The organism is Pedobacter nanyangensis, from assembly GCF_003313505.1.
GTDB lineage: Bacteria > Bacteroidota > Bacteroidia > Sphingobacteriales > Sphingobacteriaceae > Pedobacter > Pedobacter nanyangensis.
Window position 1 is genome coordinate 61,782 of sequence record NZ_QMHO01000001.1, and the last position, 19,061, is coordinate 80,842.

A 19,061-nucleotide genomic window follows, 5' to 3' on the forward strand; every position below is an offset into this window, starting at 1 on the left:
AGGTAGGCAAGTTACTCGGTAGGGTTAAAAACCAAACTGCTCCAATGACTTTGGTCAAAAACCTCCTTTACAATTTCGTTCATCTCGGCAACGGTTACTTTCCTTATTTTTTGGAACACGGTTTCTAAACTATCAATGTATTGATAATCTAGCAGGCTCTTGGCCATGGCAATAACCAAACCAATCCTGTTTTCTTCGCCAAGTGCTATTTGCCCAATGAACTTACTTTGAGCTTTATGAAGTTGTATTTCCGTTAGTGGCTTTTGCTTCAATTTATCCATCTCCTTACGGATCAGCTTCATCGCTTTCTCTGCTTTTTCTACATCAGTACCAAAATAAACGGCAAAAATTCCCGTATCTGAAAGCGGACTATACGCCGATTCGATGGTGTAGGCAATACCATATTTCTCTCTGAGCTGTAGGTTAAGGATAGAACTCATGCCCGTACCGCCAAATAAGTTATTCAGCAACAGCAAGCCTGTTTTGTAAGGATGGTGCAACGAATAGGTTTGTGTGCCCATCATGCAGTGGCTTTGTGCTATTTGCTTATCCACAATCTGGTGCAGGGCTGGATTTCCTAAAGGTGCTATCCTTTGGCTAGCCGAGGTGTTTTCCGCTAGCTCTGCAAAATACTTCTCTCCTATTTTAATGAGCTTATTAAAGTGATAATTCCCCAGCACCGCCACCACAATCTGATCTGTTCGGTAGTGTTTCTTTACAAATGCTTGGATATCTTTTTTAGATAGCTTTCCAACTGTTTCTGGAGTACCTAAGATATTTTTACCCAACTGGTGCCCTTTAAAAAGCAGGTCCTCAAAGTCATCGTTGATCGCTTCTTCCGGTTGGTCCAAATAAGAAGCGATCTCATCTAAAATCACTCCCTTTTCTTTTTCCATTTCATCTTCCGGGAAAGTCGAATGGAAAACAATATCATTGAAAAGCTCGAGGGTCCTGTCTAAAAATGGGTGAAGAAAAGAAGCATGAATACAAGTATATTCTTTGGTGGTATAGGCGTTCAAATCGGCACCCACGCTTTCCAACCTGTTCAATATTTGGGTGGTATTGCGTTTCTCGGTACGCTTAAAAATCAAATGTTCGATAAAATGAGCCAACCCCATTTGTTGCTCATCTTCATCACGGGAACCTGCATTGATTAAAATACAAGCATGTGAAATTGCCGATGCGGCGGGAACATGCAATAAGCGGATGCCATTTTTAAGGGTATGAACGTTGTACTCCATTTGAAATGGCAAAGATACATATTGTTTTGTTGTTAAATCGTTGAAATATTGTAAGGTTATATGGATGATTTACCCCCAAGGAACTTCGTTACCTGCAAATTCAGAATAAGCTGGGCCCAATTTTGCGTTGTTGCCAGTGCTTAAAGAATTGCATTTAATTGAACGGCAAAAAGAGACCTTTTCGCAAAGTTGCGCCAAGGCCTGGTGCTTGGATTAACTAAACCCGATTGGAGCGGGCACGAACGCAGTGAGTAAAGCGTAAAGCGGGGCTATCGGAACCGAAGAGCAACCGCAACTGCTTTTCAAATATTGTTTATCACAGCAGGCTTTAGTAAAACAAGGCCGGGAACGGGGAGTTTTGCACGTTATACTCTGCCACTTTGACCTATATTTTATTTTGGAACAGGGCTTGATAAACAAGGCTATAAGCAAAAAATTAGTTTTAAGATATGACAACAGAAAAAGGAAGTATTTCCATACACACAGAAAACATTTTCCCAATCATCAAGAAATTCCTGTATTCGGACAATGAGATCTTTTTAAGGGAATTAGTTTCTAATGCGGTTGATGCAGTGCAGAAAATTAAACGCTTAGGCGCTCTTGGCCAATTTACCGGCGAAGTTGGCGAGCCTTTAGTAGAGGTTAAGCTGGATGAAAAGGCCAAAACTATTACCATTAGCGACAACGGCCTAGGAATGACTGCCGAAGAAATCAAGAAATACATCAATCAGGTAGCGTTTTCAGGTGCTAGTGAATTTGTAGAAAAGTTTAAGGATGCTAAAGATGCCAATGAGATCATCGGCAAGTTTGGTTTGGGTTTCTATTCGGCTTTTATGGTAGCTGATTTGGTTGAAATCAATACCTTATCTTACCAGGAGGGCGCCGAGCCGGCAAAATGGACTTGCGACGGCAGCACTGAATTTGAAATTTCGGAAGGTACAAGAACTACTCGCGGTACCGATATTATTTTGCATATCAATGCCGAGAGCGAGGAGTTTTTAAGCAAACACAAACTCCAGGAAATTTTAGATAAATACGCCAAATTTTTGCCTGTACCTATTAAATTTGGCACAAACACAGAAAGCGTAGAAGATGGTGTAGATGAAGAAGGCAAACCAAAATACGCTTCAGTTGAGGTGGATAATATTGTAAATACCACCAACCCTATTTGGACCAAGGCGCCTGCAGATTTGTCAGATGCGGACTACCTAGATTTTTACAAGCAATTATACCCTTTTTCGGAGGAGCCTTTGTTCTGGATCCACCTTAATGTAGACTACCCTTTTAACCTTACAGGGGTGCTTTATTTCCCTAAGGTAAAAGAGGATTTTGATATGCAACGTAACAAAATCAAGCTTTTTAGCCGCCAAGTTTTCATTACGGACGAAGTAAAGGACATTGTTCCTGAGTTTTTAATGCTTTTGCACGGGGTAATTGACAGTCCGGATATTCCTTTGAACGTTTCTAGAAGTTTCTTGCAAGCGGATAGCAACGTGAAGAAAATCAACAACTACATCACCAAAAAAGTAGCTGACAAGTTAGGCGAACTGTTTAAGGCAGACCGTAAAGCTTACGAAGAAAAATGGAGCGATATTGGCCTATTTGTAAAATATGGCATGATTAGCGAAGAAAAGTTTTATGACAAAGCCAAAGATTTTGCATTGCTAACCAATACGCAAAAAGAACATTTCACTTTCGAAGAGTACAAAGAAAAAGTAAGTGCTTTGCAAACCGATAAAAATGGAAATGTAGTTTATTTATACACTACTGATCCTGATAAGCAAGACGGATTTATCCAAGCGGCCAACAAAAAAGACTACGATGTTTTGGTAATGAACTCTCCAATAGACAATCACTTTGTGAGCAGTTTGGAACATAAACTTGAGAAAACGCTGCTGAAACGTGTAGATGCCTCTGTGGCTAATCAATTAATCGAAAAAGACGAGAAACTTGATTCTGTTTTAAGCGAAGAACAATCGAATACCGTAAAAAGCATTTTTGAAACGGCCATCAACAAACCAGGCTATACGGTAGAAGTGGTTGGGCTAAATCCTGACGATGCGCCGGTTACCATTACCATGGACGAATTTATGCGCCGCATGAAGGACATGGCTAAAATGGGCGGCGGCATGAGCTTTTATGGCAACATGCCCGATAGCTACAAAGTGGCTATTAATGGCAACCATAAATTGGTGAGCAAAATTTTAAACGCAGACCAAGAAGAGCAAAGCAAATTTGCAAAACAGGCTGTTGACCTGGCGCTTTTATCCCAAGGTATGCTTACCGGAGCAGAACTTACAGCATTTGTAAGCCGCAGCGTTGAACTGATTTAACGCCTTAAAAAAAACCTTGTAAACAACCGCCATTACAAACTTATTAACGTAATGGCGGTTTTTAGTTTAATGATATGAGAACACGCCCATATATCCCGCTGTTAATTTTTGCCTTATTCTTTTTGCTCATCAACGGCTATGCCTTTAGCGCATTAACTTTGGTATTTCCCCCGGTAGTTTATTCGTGGCTATGGGTAATTCCCACCATACTTTTCCTCGCATTTAGCTACAGCATGATCAGGCTTAGTGTAAACGGCCCCACCCAGCTTTTCAAAATAAGCGCCCATAGCCTGCTTATTTACTTTGTTTCAATGCTGGTATTTGTGCTCGCTACCGTGTTAACAGATGCCTACCGTTTGGTGCTTGCCATGGGCAAATATTTCTCAGATGGCACCTTTAACTTCCCCCAAAGGCCTATTACGGGCATTTATATCAGCATCCTTTTGGGCCTGCTCATTATTATCGCTTTTATTTACGGTATCATTAAAGGGAAATATGCCTATCGGGTTATCAGGCATACGCTTTACTTTGACGATTTACCCGAAGCCTTTGACGGGCTTAAACTGGTACAGATTTCTGATGTACACGCCGGCAGCTTAAAAAATCCGAAAGCAGTTCAAAAAGGAATAGATTTAATCAATAAGCAACAGGCAGATCTGTTTGTTTTCACGGGCGACCTGGTAAACAACAAAGCCGAAGAGATAAAACCTTACCTCCATCATTTCTCGCAGATAAAAGCTCCCCTGGGGCAGTTCTCGGTGCTAGGCAACCACGATTATGGAGATTACATTAAATGGGAAAGCGATTTAGTGAAAAACCAGAACTTGCAACAGCTCAAGAACTATCATGCCGAAATTGGATTTAGGCTTTTGCTTGATGAGCACGTAAAAATTGAAAAAAATGGGCAACATTTAACCTTGCTGGGCATTGAAAACTGGGGCTTAGGTTTCGGAGAAAGAGGAGACCTGCAAAAAGCTTTGCAGGGAACAAACAAAGAAGAATTCAAGATATTATTGTCGCACGACCCCAGCCATTGGGAGGCGCAGGTAAAAAACAGCCCTTCCAAAATACAGCTTACCTTAGCGGGCCACACCCATGGCATGCAGTTCGGGTTTGAGGCATTTGGCTTTAAATGGAGCCCGGTACAATTCCGCTACAAACATTGGGCAGGCGTAAAACAAGAAAATCAACGCATTTTAAATGTAAATAGGGGGTTTGGCTTTATTGGCTTTTCCGGACGGGTAGGGATATGGCCAGAAATAACACTTATTGAACTGAAAAAAAACAGCCTTAAAAAACAGGACATAAATTTTATTTGAAAAGCAAAATCAGCAGTCCTTCGGCCACGGTAGTCTTGCTGTACGCTACAATCTTTTTGTGACTGGAACTGCTTTCCCCCGGGCGTAGTACAACAAAAAGGATATCCGCTGCCATCAAGTTTATTTTGCAGGGCCTGTAGCCTTTCGGCCACTCTGCACCATGCCAATACTATATTTTGCCGGCACAGGTTAGCTGAGGCACCAAATCAAACCTCAACAGCCAAAAAACAAAGGCATCAAATTAAACAGCAAATGTTTAAACAAAAAACATTCATGAGGTTGTAGCGTTTTTAAAATATGCTACGTATATACATCGTGAGTTAATGGCAATATGCCTATTTGTTTAATATTTTTATCATATCATGAAACTTTCTTTTACGTATAAAGCCATCGCCGCTGCGCTAGTGCTTTCCTTAGGTTTTTTATCTTGCTCAAAATTAGATAGAGATTATGAGCCAGTACAAGTATCTGGCCTGAACGTTATTCAGGCATCTCCTACCACTGAACTTTTAGATGTTTATGTTGACAATTCCAGAGCTACCGCTACTGATTTCGAATTTGGGAATAAAATTGGCTATTTGAGTGCTTACGCCGGAAACAGGATTTTTAATGTTACCAAAAAGGGTAGCGCCACCTCATTAAAAAGCATCACACACAATTTAAAACCTCAAGTTGGTTATTCGCTTTTTGTAGCCAACACCCTTGCCAACATCGAATTGTTAATGTTAGAAGATGATTTAGCAAAACCAGCTACAGGTAAGGCAAAAGTCCGCTTCGTAAATTTAAGCCCTGATGGCGGCAGCTTAAGCCTAAATGTAGGCGGTGCGGCAACAGACTTGGTTACCAACAAAGCATTTAAAGAGTTTAGCGCATTTGAAGCAGTAGACGCTACACAAAGCGTAACCTTGAATATTAAAAATGCAACAAGCGGTGCCATTGAAGCCACCATTGCTGATGCGAAATTTGAAGATGGCAAAATTTACACCATATATGCCAAAGGCCTAAAAGCCAACACCGGCGACTTGGGCTTTTCCGCAAAAATGTTCCTACATAGCGGCAACTAAGCATCTTCCAAACATTTTTAAAATACTTTATCGCCATTGCGATTTTTGAGAAACCCAAAGCAATTGTCTAAGCAATAAGTTTCTTTAATCGCAATGGCGATTTTATTTTCCTCTTTTTAAAACAGCCTGTAAATTTTATCGCAGGGTTTGCTGCGCTAACTGTCTGCCAAAATTTAAATGGTTTCTTGTTGCCCAAACATGGCCTGTTTGGATTAAAAGGTTTTATCTTTAGATCTTATTCAAACCCTCAACAATGGCCAAATCAGTACTTAGCTTATTTTTGATATTCCGTTTTTTTAGCTGCCTAGCCAATACCGATACCACAAGCATCAAAAACCATCTTAAAAACATTACCAAAACACCGTCTTATCGCAACCATCAAAACATAGCACAGTTAAATATCACCGCCGCTTATATCAAAAAAAATTTTTCTCTATACAGCGACAGTGTCTCTTTTCAGGAATATGAAGTAGAGGGCAAAACCTATAAGAACGTTATCTGCTCCTTTGGCACCGAAAACAAATCACGCATTATTGTTGGGGCACATTACGATGTATGCGGTGAACAAGAAGGTGCCGACGATAATGCCAGTGGCGTGGTGGCGTTGTTGGAGCTGGCAAAACAACTGGCTGGCCAAAAGCTTCACAAGCGCATTGATCTGGTAGCTTACACCTTGGAAGAACCGCCTTACTTTAGAACCGAATACATGGGCAGTTACATCCATGCCAAATACCTAACTGATCATAAAATTGAGGTATTTGGCATGTTGTCGGTAGAGATGATTGGCTTTTTTAGCGACGCAAAAAAAAGCCAAACTTATCCCTTGGGCATTTTATCTTGGTTTTACGGCAATAGGGGAAATTACATCACCTTGGTGAACAAATTTGGAAAAGGAAAATTTGCCCGACAGTTCTGTAGGCAGTTCAAGCAGCAAAAAAAAATCAAAACCAAAAAATTCACCGCTCCCAAAGCCTTACCCGGAATAGATTTTTCTGATCATTTAAATTACTGGAATTTTGGTTACAGCGCAATGATGATTACCGACACGTCGTTTTATAGAAACAAGAACTACCACCAAAAAACCGACACCATGGAAACCTTGGACATTAACAGGATGGCTAAGGTAATTGATGGTATTTATTTAGCTTTGCTCAAATTAACCCAATAGCGATGAACAAAAAACATTTTAAAAAATATCTTTCCAATGGCATTTTCATTGCAATTTTGGCGGTACTTCTATTTGTTCCATCGGCCAAAGCTCTTTTGTTGCAGGGCCTAATGCAGATCGGACTGTTCAATCCCAACATATCTTCGGAGAAAAATGTTGTCCAACCCGTACTCGATTTAAGGTTTAAAGATCAAAATGGCCAGGTCGTTACTTTAAACGACTTGAGGGGCAAAGTAGTATTTCTCAATTTTTGGGCAACTTGGTGCCCACCATGTTTGGCCGAAATGCCTTCCATCAATAAACTTTATGAGCAAAACAAAGGCTATGATGATGTGGTTTTCATAATGCTTGATGCCGACAGCAATTTTGAAAAAGCCAGTGGCTACATGAAAAGAAAAAACTATCAAATGCCTGTTTACCAAATGGCCAGTAGCGTTCCGGAGCAAATTTTTTCTGGTTCACTACCTACTACGGTTGTTTTTGACAAAAAAGGTAGGCTTTCATTTCAACATGCGGGAGCAGCCAATTATAACAGTCAAAAATTTATTGACTTTATAGAAAAACTAAGGAAGAGCAACCAATAATACAGGGGCATTGAACACCCAGGAAATAAAAAATCAGCCTTTTTGCAGTATTTTCATGTAGTTGCTACGATCTATCATTTCGGCGCCCATACTTAGCAAGTGGTCATTGGGCAACTGGCAGTCTATCAGTTCAAATTCAAATTCTTTACATAAATAAACTAGCGCAACTTTGGAGGCATTGCTCACTAAGCTGAACATGCTTTCGCCACAAAAAACTTTTCCCATTCCAATGCCATACAAACCTCCTACAAGGCTTTCATGCTGCCAAACTTCAATACTATGTGCCCAGCCTAAGTCATGTAAATGGTTATAAGCATCCTGCATTTCTTTGGTAATCCAGGTTCCGGGCTGGTCCTTGCGAGGAGTTTTTGCACAATTACTGATCACCTGGTCAAAAGCTTTATTGGCAGTTACCGTAAAAATGTTGCTCTTCAGGATCAGCCTCATACTTTTACTTACCTTTATTTGATGGGGGTAAATTACACAGCGTTGATGGGGCGAGTACCAGAGTATTGGATCTCCTTCACTAAACCAAGGGAAAATCCCGTGCTGATAGGCCAAGATCAACCTGTCGGGGCTTAAATCGCCACCAACGGCCAATAGTCCATCATCATCTGCTAATTCAGGATTTGGGAAAACTATTTCATCGAGCGGCAAGCTGAAAACCATGTCAAAAAATAAGCAATAGTCAGCAACCTGGGTTAAAAGGGCTATTGGGCCATTGAAAATACAAGCAGCAAAGTTTCATTTTGATAGAGATATAATTTGTTGCCCGAAACTTTCCCCGCGGTTACTTTTTCCAAATCCGCATAGTATTTGTTCTCGGCATCGCCTACAGATTCGCAATACATTTTGGTGCCAAAAATTTTACTGAACTGTATAGCGTTTCCATTAATTACTGCGCTGCCTCCGTAAGTGTTACAAAAAGATTTTCCGCCTATTTTATTTCCGCCGGTAATATTTAAGGTAGCTTTTGCGGCGGTTGGCAAGGTTTTACCCGGCCATTCCGAAAGTTCCCACTTCGTATCCTGCTGTTTAATTAATTTCAAATCCTTGGTACAGGCCTGCAGTGCAAAAACTACAAGAAGAGCAATCATTAATTTTTTCATTGTTAAGTTCATTTTAGTTAATTAAACCTATTTTCTTTGAATGGGCAATGGCATCTTCGCTATGTTCAAAAAGACAGGTACTGATCTTATTTTCCTCTAATTTATTCAATATTTCTTTGGTTTCGAATAATTTAGATTTTCTCACGTTTCTAATGTAAACCGCCACCACGTTTTCACCGTATTTTTCGGCAATTTTAGCATAAATTTCTGGATCTTTTTGTGAATTATCGCCCAAGAATATAAATTTTTGATTAGGGAAAGCGTCAATAATGCGCATGATCCGAAGAAGCTTGCCTTCATGACCCGTTTTGCCTGTTCTTAGCAAATCTCTCCATCGCTTAAGTTGATTCAACAGGAAAGTCCCTTCCGGGAAACCGTTAAAGCGAAAAGTTTCCACCAGGTAATCGTATAAATTCCACTCGCTGCTGGAAACATAGAAAAAAGGATTGGGTTGTGCTGCATTGGTATGGGCTTCTGCTAATAGTTCATAATGATATCTGGTAGATTGGAATGTTTTTCGGGTACGTGGGTTCCTCAAAAGTAACTCTCTCAACCGCCTGGCCACCGTTTTGGAGTGCGACACCATCACCGTATCATCAATATCAGAAATAAACGCATATTGTGTAATGTGGGGCACATAAATTGTTCCGCTTGAACGGGCAATTTCTTCGCCGCTCTGGTCGTAGGCTGCTACTTCAACGGTATGCCAGCCAGCTTCTACATTTTCCTGAGCTTCCCATTCAACTTTAAAGAAACCATCATAGGCAGCCTTTGTGGCAATATGCTGCCCCCTGAACATGAGCTTAACTTGCGCAAAGGGATAAGGTTTTAAAACGAAAAGCCTAACCACGTGCCACAAATTCACCCAAAAGCTGTTTCTAAACCTTTGTTCGGCTTTGGCCCTATACCTGAATACATGCCCATAAACCACCAAATTATGTGTATGGCCATAGCCATGATAAATTTTAACCTGAGCAGATTTTTTTGCCATATTATTTAAAACAGAGTAGGCCCATTGTTGTTTTTATTACATTATTATTAAGATGGCCTATAAAAACAAAAAGCAACGATTACTCTTTGTGGTAAACCAGGGTTCTGGCAGCCGAGACGAAAGCCTTAGCGAGCAGATTATCAATTACTTTTCGGCAAGCGAAACAACGATAGAAATATTTGAACTGCCTCGTAAATGCGATATCGACAAAATCAAAAAAGCAATTGCAAAGGCAAACGCAGATAGGGTGATTGCCGTTGGCGGTGACGGCACTTTGAAACTGGTGGCAGAATGCTTGCTAAATACCGAAACCCCCATTGGCATTATTCCGGCCGGATCGGCCAACGGTATGGCAAAAGAGCTGAACATCCCCATGGATATTGAGGAAGCCCTAGAAGTTGCGGCCCATGGAAGCGCCCATAAAATACATGCTACCATGGTAAACGATGAGCTTTGCATCCATCTTTCAGATATTGGTTTTAATGCCTATTTGGTAAAGAAATTTGATGAACTGCCCACTAGGGGGATGCTAACCTATGCCAAATCAGCGTGGCATGCCTTTTGGAACCACAGAAAAATGCAGGTGCAATTTAAGGTTGGGGCACGTAACGTAAAAGCCAGTGCAGCAATGGTGGTAATTGCCAATGCTACCAAATATGGCACAGGCTTTCAGATTAATCCCGATGGAAAATTAGATGATGATGTTTTTGAGGTAATCCTTATTAAAGAATATGCCGTAATGGAAATTTTGAAAATCTGGATTAGCAAGCTCCCCTGGAATCCCAAAAAAATTGAAAGCTTTCAGGCTTCGGAGGTTAAAATCAGCACTAAATATCAAGCCCATTTCCAGGTTGATGGCGAATATATGGGCAAAACCAATAAGGTAGAGGCCAGGATAATCCCCAACGCCATCAATATCATTATGCCTTAGTGGCGTTATAATGTGCCTTTATGGTCAGGTACAACCTAATGAACTCGCCCACATAGCAAACCTTCAGCAAAATTGGGAACCATTTGTCATCGTAATTGCTGAGAGCTTCGGGCAGCAATGTAATAAAGCCAAGGCTTAACACCCAAAGGTACAGCCTAAACGGGAATTGTACATAGTAGCTAATAAAGCCTATCTTTTTTTGAAAAAACAAGCCATAAGCCCCTGCGGCAACCAATACAAACATTGGAAACATCAAAATGCTCTGCACCTTATCAGAGAGTAACGTTAGCTTGCCAAAATTGTTAACAATGGCAGCCAATTGCAGGATCATGAACAACAACGAAAACAGATCAAGAAAGGCAAAAGCACGAAGAAGTATACGCATGTTTTATTTACAATATCTGGCAAGCGATTTATCCGCTTTTTTAAAGCCCATATATTTTACAAACTTAAAATCTTCGCAGGCGCTTTGCAAGTCGCCCTGTGCTATTTTTTTCTCGGCTATGGCAATTTTCCGGTTCATAAAATGATCATCAATACCGAGCTCTTCTTTAAGCGCTATGATTTCTGTCTCTTCCGTAAAATTCTCTATTCCCAGCGCCGCATTGCGATAAAAATTAGCGATTTTATTGATCGATTTCATTTCATCATTGTAGCGATTGATTGCCAGCCCAGCACTTGCGGGGTTAAGATTTTCGCAGCCGTAATCCTTCAAAGAAAATTTCATGGGTGAACGGATTAAAAAGGTTGTATCATAACCAACAGGCACCTGCCATTTGCCACTGCTCAGCTTAATCAGCCTCAATGCTTCAGCATCCAAATCAGCGCCTATGCCTTTGGTAATAGCGGCATAAATAACTTTTCCTTTCTTGTTAAGTTTGAAACCCACTTCAATAGTGCCCTGAATGCAGTTATCAAGCGCAAACATGGGATAAATGGTATTAGCTTTCACAAAAGATTCCAAGCCATTTTTGAGCGTTGGCTGTTGGGCACTTGCGCTAAAAAAAGCACTTACTACGATAATTAAAATCAATCGGCGCATTCTTAAATTTACGAATTTAAAACCTAAAACGTAGTGTACCAGCCTAATTGTTACGCCAAATTAAACTTTAAACACATAAACGTAGTTGTAGAAATAATGGGACAAGGCTCCGAAATTAACGAACAGATGCCAAAGCTCATGACTGTGCAGATATTTGTGCAAAGGCTTATCCTTGGCATAATAGTAAGTTCCCCCGATATAGAACACACCGCCTAAAAAAAGCCAAAAAAGGCCCATTACTGGCACTTCCGCCACCATTTTAGCAATAAACGGAATAATTAAGCAGCCCATGGCAATATACAATCCGGTGGAAACCGCTTTGTTTTTTAATCGATTGAAAATTTTGAGCAGGCAGCCCAATACCGCAATTAACCATACCAGCCCAAAGAGCAACCATCGCAACCAACCATCAAAAATAATGAGGGCGGTAGGCGTAAAGGAGCCGGCAATCATCAGGTAAATACAACAGTGGTCAAATTTTTGCCAAAAACGGATCCCGTAAGGGGTTTTGGGTACGCTATGGTAAATGGCGCTTACACTAAACAGCAAAAAAATTCCTAGCCCGTAAACCATTGCGGCAGTTACTTCCAACAATGTTGACGATTTTTGCCATAACAAATATGTTCCGGGCAATGCCAAAACCGCAGGTAAAAAGTGCGTAATGAAATTTCCTGGTTCGCGGATATATCTATTCATTTTTCATGGCTGTTGAGCTTAATCTTCTCCCTCTTGGCCTTCGGTCTCTTTACGTTCCTTTGCGATTTTATCAAAGATCTGGTCCATTCTTTCCACGTATTCATTGGTGTCATCAACAAAAAAAGACAATGTAGGAATTACCCTAGCCTGGTGGCGGATACGAGAGCCCAATTTATATCTGATTTCGCCAGCATGCGAATTCACCGTAGCCACTGATAGGCTAGTATTATTGGTGTTTAAAAAACTAAGGTAAACCTTGGCCACGGCCAAATCAGGCGATACGCGCACCTTAGTAATGGTTACCAATGTATTGGGCAAATAAGCAGCTCCTTCTCTTTGAAAAATTGAGGCCAATTCCTCTTGTAATAATCCTGCAAACTTCTTTTGTCTGTTACTTTCCATATTCTTTTCTAAAATTACCAATTCTCCATATTCAATGTTCAAACATTATAAAAATCCTCTTCGAAAATTTAATTATTAAACATTTAATACAACAACTTATCGTAAGGATAACGAGTGGTATGTATATCTTTTACTTTTTCGTATAGCAAGGCTTTCAGTTCTTCTACGTTTTCTTTTCGCGTAGCTGAAATGAAAATTGCCGGGGCATTATGATGCGCCATCCATGTGTTTTTAAAATCAACTAATGTTAAAGGCTCTTTTTGCTCGTCAACAGCTGCCAATTGATCTTGCTCTGGCACCACATAGGCATCAATTTTATTAAACACCATAATGGTATCTTTATCTCTTGCGCCAAGATCTTTAAGGGTTTCGTTTACCGTGTGGATTTGGTCTTCAAAGTTTGGATGTGAGATATCCACCACATGGATTAGGATATCTGCTTCACGCACCTCATCTAAAGTAGATTTAAAGCACTCTACCAAATGATGTGGAAGTTTCCTGATGAAGCCTACCGTGTCCGACAATAAAAAGGGAAGATTATCAATCACTACTTTTCTAACGGTAGTATCCAGGGTGGCAAACAGCTTATTCTCTGCAAATACCTCTGATTTGGAGAGCATGTTCATTATGGTAGATTTACCTACGTTGGTGTATCCTACCAGCGCTACTCGAATTAACTGCCCGCGGTTTTTACGCTGGGTTTCGTTCTGGCGGTCAATCAATTTCAAACGTTCCTTCAACAGGGTAATTTTCTCCAAGATCATCCTTCTATCGCTCTCAATTTGGCTCTCTCCGGGGCCACGCATTCCAATTCCCCCCTTTTGGCGTTCCAAGTGGGTCCACATACGGGTTAAGCGGGGCAATAAATATTGCAATTGCGCCAATTCCACTTGAGTTTTAGCTTGGGCTGTTTGTGCCCTTCCTGCAAAAATATCTAAAATCAGGTTGCTCCTGTCCAATATCTTCACTTTCAGTTCACGCTCAATATTACGCAGTTGCGAAGGTGAAAGTTCATCGTCAAACACAACCAGGTCTATTTCTTCGGCCTTTACATAGGCTTGTATTTCTTCTAGCTTTCCTGTACCTACAAAGGTTGCCCTATCGGGTTTTTGCATGCGTTGTGTAAATACATTCTCTACCACGCCACCTGCTGTATTCACCAAAAAAGCCAACTCATCCAAATACTCTTTGGTTTGTTCTGCTTTTTCTCCTGGTAAGGCCACCCCTACCAAAACCGCCCGTTCTTGCTTGGGCGCCGTATCATAAAATTTCTGTTTTCCCATTGAATAATTACAAAGATACGAAATCTATTCCCGTTTAATTTAAGATAACAACTCACCGGAGATCGTGTTTAAACAAAAAGCGCTGTCCAATTGGACAGCGCCTACCATAATTTTTAACTAAATTTTACTTGGCATTGGTCATGTAGGTAGTTGAAGCGGTTAGTGCGGTACCTGAACCTGTATTTTCTTGGACAACTTTTCCATCTATCAAAATCTGAACTTTAATTGTCCCGCCAGTTTCGGCATATCCAGTGGCCGTAATGCCTATTACAGGTACACCCGCCTTAACTGTTACCTTATTGCTCCAAGTATTTCCCCCAACAGCGCTTAAAAACTTTGTGCCATTAGTGTCATATTTCCTTTACAAAAGGGAATATAAAGTTTTCCACTTATCGTTTGTTTTGACTTTTTATCTGATTTAATAATGATAATTTTAGCGCTTTAAATCATGACGATGAACCAGCACTTATCACACATCTCTAGCGCACTTAGCATCAATAGCAAGCAGGTTAGCGCAACACTAACACTCTTAGAGGAAGGCGGTTCTGTTCCGTTCATATCCCGTTACCGCAAGGAGCTTACGGGCAGCTTGGACGAAGTACAGATTGCCGCGATTAGAGATTTGGCTCAACAATTAAAAGAACTCGATAAACGTAGGGAGGCTATCTTAAAATCGTTGACGGAATTAGGGAAACTAACGCCCGAATTGGAAAAGCAACTAAATGCCGCCCAAACGTTGGCTATTTTAGAGGACATTTATTTACCCCACAAGCCTAAACGCAAAACACGTGCATCGGTAGCTCGCGAAAAAGGATTAGAGCCATTAGCGCTACGCATACTGGCGCAAAGCAGAATAGATGTGGAAGGAGAGGCCGCTACTTATGTAAACGACGAAAAAGGGGTTGGCAACACAGAAGAAGCACTGGCTGGCGCTAGAGACATCATTGCTGAAATTATTAATGAAGATGCTGACGCCCGAACCAAAATGCGTAAGTACTTTGAGCAAAAATCAACCTATAAAAGTACGGTAGCCAAAGGCAAAGAAACCGAGGCCATGAAATATAAAGACTACTTTGAATGGGAAGAAAATGCTAAAAATGCACCTTCGCACCGTGTGTTGGCTATGCTAAGAGGTGAAGACGAGGGCCTATTAAAGTTAGATGTACTCCCTCCGGATGAAGAAGCCATTGAACTATTGGAGCGTCAGTTCATCACCGGAAATAACAGTGCCAGCAAACAAGTGCAATTAGCGATATACGATGGCTATAAACGACTACTTCGCCCTGCAATGGAAACCGAACTAAGAACTGCCATTAAACTAAAAGCAGATGAAGAAGCCATTCGGGTTTTTGCCGCAAATGCCCGGCAGTTGTTAATGGCCGCTCCTTTAGGACAAAAAAGCGTCATGGCCATTGACCCAGGTTTCAGAACGGGCTGTAAGGTAGTTTGTTTAGACAAGCAGGGGAACTTGCTGGAAAACACCACCATCTATCCGCATACCGGACAAGGAAACATTAAAGATGCAGAATGGAAAGTGCGCCAGCTTTGCGAGAAATATGAAATAGAAGCCATAGCCATTGGGAATGGAACGGCGGGTAGAGAAACCGAAAGTTTTGTACGTGGATTAAACCTGGCAGATGTTACTGTGGTGATGGTGAATGAAAGTGGCGCCTCTATTTATTCGGCTTCGCCATTGGCCAGAGAAGAATTTCCTGATCACGATGTTACGGTACGTGGCTCGGTATCTATCGGCCGCCGGCTGATGGATCCGTTGGCAGAACTGGTAAAAATAGATCCCAAATCTATTGGCGTGGGTCAATATCAACATGATGTTGACCAAACTAAGCTACAACAAAGCTTAGATGATACCGTGATGAGCTGTGTAAATGCTGTGGGCGTAGAGTTAAATACGGCATCAAAACAATTACTGGCATACGTTTCTGGATTAGGCGAAAGCTTGGCGCAGAACATTGTCAACTACCGTAGCAAAAACGGCGCTTTCAAAAACCGCGAAAGCTTGAAAAAAGTCCCTCGTTTGGGCGATAAGGCCTTTGAACAAGCGGCGGGTTTCTTGCGCATTCGCCATGCCGAACAACCCTTGGATAGCAGCGGTGTACATCCCGAACGTTATGCCCTGGTAAACCAAATGGCCGCTGATCTTGGCGTTTCCGTAGCCACACTCATGGGCGACACCAATCTTCAAAAACAAATCAACCTACAAAAATATGTAAGCACGGAGGTTGGGTTACCTACCTTACAAGATATTCTTAAGGAACTGGCCAAACCTGGCCGCGACCCTCGTGAACAGTTTGAAGCATTTAGTTTTGCCGATGGGGTAAACAGCATTGCAGACTTGAGAAAAGGGATGAAGCTGAAAGGCATTGTGACCAATATTACCAATTTCGGGGCATTTGTAGATATAGGTGTTCATCAGGATGGTTTAGTGCATACCAGCCAATTAGCCAACAGGTTTGTAGCCAACCCTAACGAAGTGGTCAAAGTGAGCCAAGTGGTTCAGGTTACCGTAACCGAGGTAGATGTGGATCGCAAACGAATTTCCCTATCAATGAAGGAAGAAATTAGCCAGAGTAAAGAACAGGCAACAAAGAGCAAAGACGGAAACCAGAAAGCGGATCGGCATAAAGGTGATGGTCAAAAACGTAACGACCAACATCGAAAACCGTTTAACCAACATCAGCCTAAAAAGGAAAAGCAAGTGGATGGCGATTTGCAAGAAAAGCTGGCCAAACTAAAAGGGATGTTTAAATAAAAACCGTTAAACCTTGCCAATTACTCCCCTTGGCAAGGTTTAATTACCATGAAGCGGTTTTCATCCACTCCAACCAATCCTTAACTTCAAAAGTGTAACTTTAACCTGTTAGCCACGTTTACCGAGTTAACTTCTTTCCAAGCCAGTAACTCGTCTTTAAAAATAGGCTTTTCCATTCCTGAAGCTTTGCACAGTTCAGTATAAAACTCATTTCGGCTAGGATGCTGCGGCATCACCGCATGGTAAATCCCTCCAAAAGCTTCTGTATTTAACAGCCGTAAGCAAATGCCAATGCAATCTTGCAAAGCAATTAAATTAACAGGCGCTTTTCCGTTGGGCACCCCGTTTCGCCCTGTAAAAAATTTAGCCAAATTTCTACCGGGGCCTATTAATCCCGCAAAGCGGATGATAGTGGTTGTAAACTGCTCGTTCTTACTGCATAATTCTTCAGCGGCCAACAATGCCCTACCCGCATCAGTATCAGGTTGAGGTTTCGAGTTTTCATCGATCTTAAAATTACCGTCTTCAAAAACACCCGTAGAACTGATAAAAACAACTTGCTTCACTTTTCCTTCGGCTGCCTTGACCACCGCCCTTAATTTATCCGGATAAGTAGAAACCGCTTCCGATTTTGCTCGCGGCGGCACATTTACAAACAGCGCATCCACTTTAAAAAACTCAGCAGGCAATTCGCCATTGTCATTCAAATTAATCTGATAAGGTTCAATGCCCAGTGCTGCCAAGTCTTTCAACTTCTCTGCACTTGTGGTTGATCCTTTCACTTTATAACCTAATTGCACCAAGGTTTTGGCAAAAGGCAAACCAAACCAGCCACACCCTAAAATTCCGACTGTTTTATTTTCCATTTGTTTGCAAAATAACATAATTCTAAGCAGCCGCAATCATGAAAGATTTATTCTGTAATTTTAGGGCGCAACTCAACAAATATAAAAAAAGATGAAATCATCAATTAAACTCGTTTTAGTACTTTTTGTACTGGTTATCTTGGGCCAAAACCTTAAGGCCCAGGGCTTAAAAATGCCGCAACCCAGCACACCACAAACCATTTCACAAGATTTTGGTTTAGGCAAGATCAGCGTAAGTTACTCTCGCCCAAATGTTAAAGGACGTAAAATATTTGGCGCACTAGAGCCTTACGATAAAGTTTGGCGCACTGGAGCAAACTCTGCTACGGTAGTTAAATTTACCGACGCCATTAAAGTTGAAGGCAAAGATTTACCTGCTGGCGAATATGCTTTGTTTACCATCCCTGGCAAAACCGAATGGACCATTATTTTTAACAAAGGAGTTAAAGAATGGGGTGCCTATACTTATAGCGAAGCTAACGATGTTTTACGTGTGAAAGTAAAGCCAATTGCGCTTAAAGAGAAAGTAGAAACCTTCACCATCCAATTTGCTAATGTTTATGATACATCGGCACAATTGCAATTATCATGGGAAAATACCTTGGTGAACGTGAACCTTACTACTTCTGTGGACGAAAGGGTAATGGCTAGTATTGCAGAAGCGATGAAAGGCGAGAAAAAACCTTACTTCCAATCGGCAATTTACTACTACAGCAATGGCAAAGATTTAAAAACGGCTTTAGCGTGGATGAACGAAGCCGAAAAACAAATGACCGATGCTCCTTGGGTAAAACTTTGGAAAGGCCGAGTACAATTGAAAATGGGCGACAAGGCTGGTGCAGCAAAAACAGCAAAAGAAGGCGTTGAAATTGCTACCAAAATCAAAAATGAGGAGTACATTCGTTTAAATACCCAGCTATTGGAAGAAACGAAAAAGTAATATTTAGTCGTCATTTCGACCGACTGTAAGGAGTGGAGAAATCTTTTAAATAAGGTTTCTCCATTTTTTTTAAATAACTTTTCTAGGGGAATGCTTGTTTTTTTTTTGGTAAAGCAATGCCTTTACTACGATCAAACAGCAGTCCTGCTTTCGCTCATAGTCCTCGCCCTTCGATAAACTCAGGGGCTGCGGGCTAATCCGCTCAATCAGGTTTGGAAAACAAAAACTTTGCGTTCTTCGCTAACTCTTTTTTTCTTAGCGTTTATTTATTTTTACCGCAATCCCATAAGAACTCGCAAAGACAAACTTATTTAAAGACTTA

Annotated in this window: 18 protein-coding genes; 8 read left to right on the forward strand and 10 right to left on the reverse strand. The window is 41.1% G+C overall.

Features of this window, described 5'->3' with window-relative positions; translation table 11 throughout:
• Positions 1 to 11: 11 nt before the first annotated feature.
• Positions 12 to 1,241 (reverse strand): M16 family metallopeptidase, encoded by a 1,230-nt coding sequence (locus tag DUT71_RS00280; RefSeq protein ID WP_113660562.1) that lies wholly within the window; start codon positions 1,239 to 1,241, stop codon positions 12 to 14.
• A 449-nt stretch (positions 1,242 to 1,690) separates the two neighbouring features.
• Here DUT71_RS00280 and htpG point away from each other — a divergent pair, with 449 nt between their 5' ends.
• The 5 genes from htpG (at position 1,691) to DUT71_RS00305 (ending at position 7,709) form a co-directional block, all read left to right on the forward strand.
• A complete protein-coding gene (gene htpG / locus DUT71_RS00285) occupies positions 1,691 to 3,574 on the forward strand; it encodes a molecular chaperone HtpG (protein ID WP_113660563.1) in 1,884 nt (627 codons plus the stop codon).
• Between the two features lie 74 nt (positions 3,575 to 3,648).
• A complete protein-coding gene (locus DUT71_RS00290; protein ID WP_113660564.1) occupies positions 3,649 to 4,893 on the forward strand; it encodes a metallophosphoesterase in 1,245 nt (414 codons plus the stop codon).
• A 362-nt stretch (positions 4,894 to 5,255) separates the two neighbouring features.
• The gene (locus DUT71_RS00295; protein WP_113660565.1) at positions 5,256 to 5,957 is read left to right on the forward strand and encodes a DUF4397 domain-containing protein; all 702 of its coding nucleotides are present in this window, start codon (positions 5,256 to 5,258) and stop codon (positions 5,955 to 5,957) included.
• 253 nt (positions 5,958 to 6,210) lie between these two features.
• Positions 6,211 to 7,125, forward strand: coding sequence for a M28 family peptidase (locus DUT71_RS00300; protein WP_113660566.1), 915 nt, complete (start codon positions 6,211 to 6,213; stop codon positions 7,123 to 7,125).
• A gap of 2 nt (positions 7,126 to 7,127) precedes the next feature.
• Positions 7,128 to 7,709, forward strand: a complete 582-nt coding sequence (locus DUT71_RS00305) for a TlpA family protein disulfide reductase (protein WP_113660567.1) — start codon at positions 7,128 to 7,130, stop codon at positions 7,707 to 7,709.
• A gap of 33 nt (positions 7,710 to 7,742) precedes the next feature.
• Here the strand turns inward: DUT71_RS00305 and aat are convergent, their stop codons facing one another.
• From aat to DUT71_RS00320, 3 genes are read right to left on the reverse strand one after another with little or no spacing between them, the layout of a single operon-like run.
• Positions 7,743 to 8,378 (reverse strand): leucyl/phenylalanyl-tRNA--protein transferase, encoded by a 636-nt coding sequence (gene aat / locus DUT71_RS00310; protein WP_113660568.1) that lies wholly within the window; start codon positions 8,376 to 8,378, stop codon positions 7,743 to 7,745.
• Between the two features lie 41 nt (positions 8,379 to 8,419).
• The gene (locus DUT71_RS00315; protein ID WP_162795904.1) at positions 8,420 to 8,818 is read right to left on the reverse strand and encodes an META domain-containing protein; all 399 of its coding nucleotides are present in this window, start codon (positions 8,816 to 8,818) and stop codon (positions 8,420 to 8,422) included.
• 13 nt (positions 8,819 to 8,831) lie between these two features.
• Positions 8,832 to 9,809 (reverse strand): App1 family protein, encoded by a 978-nt coding sequence (locus tag DUT71_RS00320; protein ID WP_113660570.1) that lies wholly within the window; start codon positions 9,807 to 9,809, stop codon positions 8,832 to 8,834.
• Positions 9,810 to 9,861: 52 nt separating this feature from the next.
• Here DUT71_RS00320 and DUT71_RS00325 point away from each other — a divergent pair, with 52 nt between their 5' ends.
• Complete coding sequence (locus tag DUT71_RS00325; protein ID WP_113660571.1) at positions 9,862 to 10,740, forward strand: diacylglycerol/lipid kinase family protein; 879 nt, start codon at positions 9,862 to 9,864, stop codon at positions 10,738 to 10,740.
• Here DUT71_RS00325 and DUT71_RS00330 read toward each other — a convergent pair.
• The 5 genes from DUT71_RS00330 to hflX form a co-directional block, all read right to left on the reverse strand.
• Positions 10,730 to 11,125, reverse strand: a complete 396-nt coding sequence (locus DUT71_RS00330) for a hypothetical protein (protein ID WP_162795905.1) — start codon at positions 11,123 to 11,125, stop codon at positions 10,730 to 10,732. The two genes, DUT71_RS00325 and DUT71_RS00330, sit on opposite strands and share 11 nt — an antisense overlap.
• A 3-nt stretch (positions 11,126 to 11,128) precedes the next feature.
• Positions 11,129 to 11,782, reverse strand: coding sequence for a TonB family protein (locus DUT71_RS00335; protein ID WP_113660573.1), 654 nt, complete (start codon positions 11,780 to 11,782; stop codon positions 11,129 to 11,131).
• A gap of 60 nt (positions 11,783 to 11,842) precedes the next feature.
• Entirely contained in the window at positions 11,843 to 12,478 is a 636-nt protein-coding gene (gene trhA / locus DUT71_RS00340; RefSeq protein ID WP_113660574.1) for a PAQR family membrane homeostasis protein TrhA, read from the reverse strand.
• An 18-nt stretch (positions 12,479 to 12,496) separates the two neighbouring features.
• The gene (gene rbfA / locus DUT71_RS00345; RefSeq protein WP_113661059.1) at positions 12,497 to 12,880 is read right to left on the reverse strand and encodes a 30S ribosome-binding factor RbfA; all 384 of its coding nucleotides are present in this window, start codon (positions 12,878 to 12,880) and stop codon (positions 12,497 to 12,499) included.
• A gap of 83 nt (positions 12,881 to 12,963) precedes the next feature.
• Positions 12,964 to 14,163, reverse strand: a complete 1,200-nt coding sequence (gene hflX / locus DUT71_RS00350) for a GTPase HflX (protein WP_113660575.1) — start codon at positions 14,161 to 14,163, stop codon at positions 12,964 to 12,966.
• Between the two features lie 454 nt (positions 14,164 to 14,617).
• Between hflX and DUT71_RS00355 the strand changes: the two genes are divergently transcribed.
• Positions 14,618 to 16,933: a Tex family protein gene (locus DUT71_RS00355; protein WP_205313801.1), complete on the forward strand. Its 2,316-nt coding sequence runs from the start codon at positions 14,618 to 14,620 to the stop codon at positions 16,931 to 16,933.
• 86 nt (positions 16,934 to 17,019) lie between these two features.
• Here the strand turns inward: DUT71_RS00355 and DUT71_RS00360 are convergent, their stop codons facing one another.
• Entirely contained in the window at positions 17,020 to 17,799 is a 780-nt protein-coding gene (locus DUT71_RS00360) for an SDR family oxidoreductase (protein ID WP_162795906.1), read from the reverse strand.
• Positions 17,800 to 17,890: 91 nt separating this feature from the next.
• Here DUT71_RS00360 and DUT71_RS00365 point away from each other — a divergent pair, with 91 nt between their 5' ends.
• Complete coding sequence (locus tag DUT71_RS00365) at positions 17,891 to 18,739, forward strand: DUF2911 domain-containing protein (protein WP_113660578.1); 849 nt, start codon at positions 17,891 to 17,893, stop codon at positions 18,737 to 18,739.
• The last annotated feature ends 322 nt before the right edge of the window (positions 18,740 to 19,061 follow it).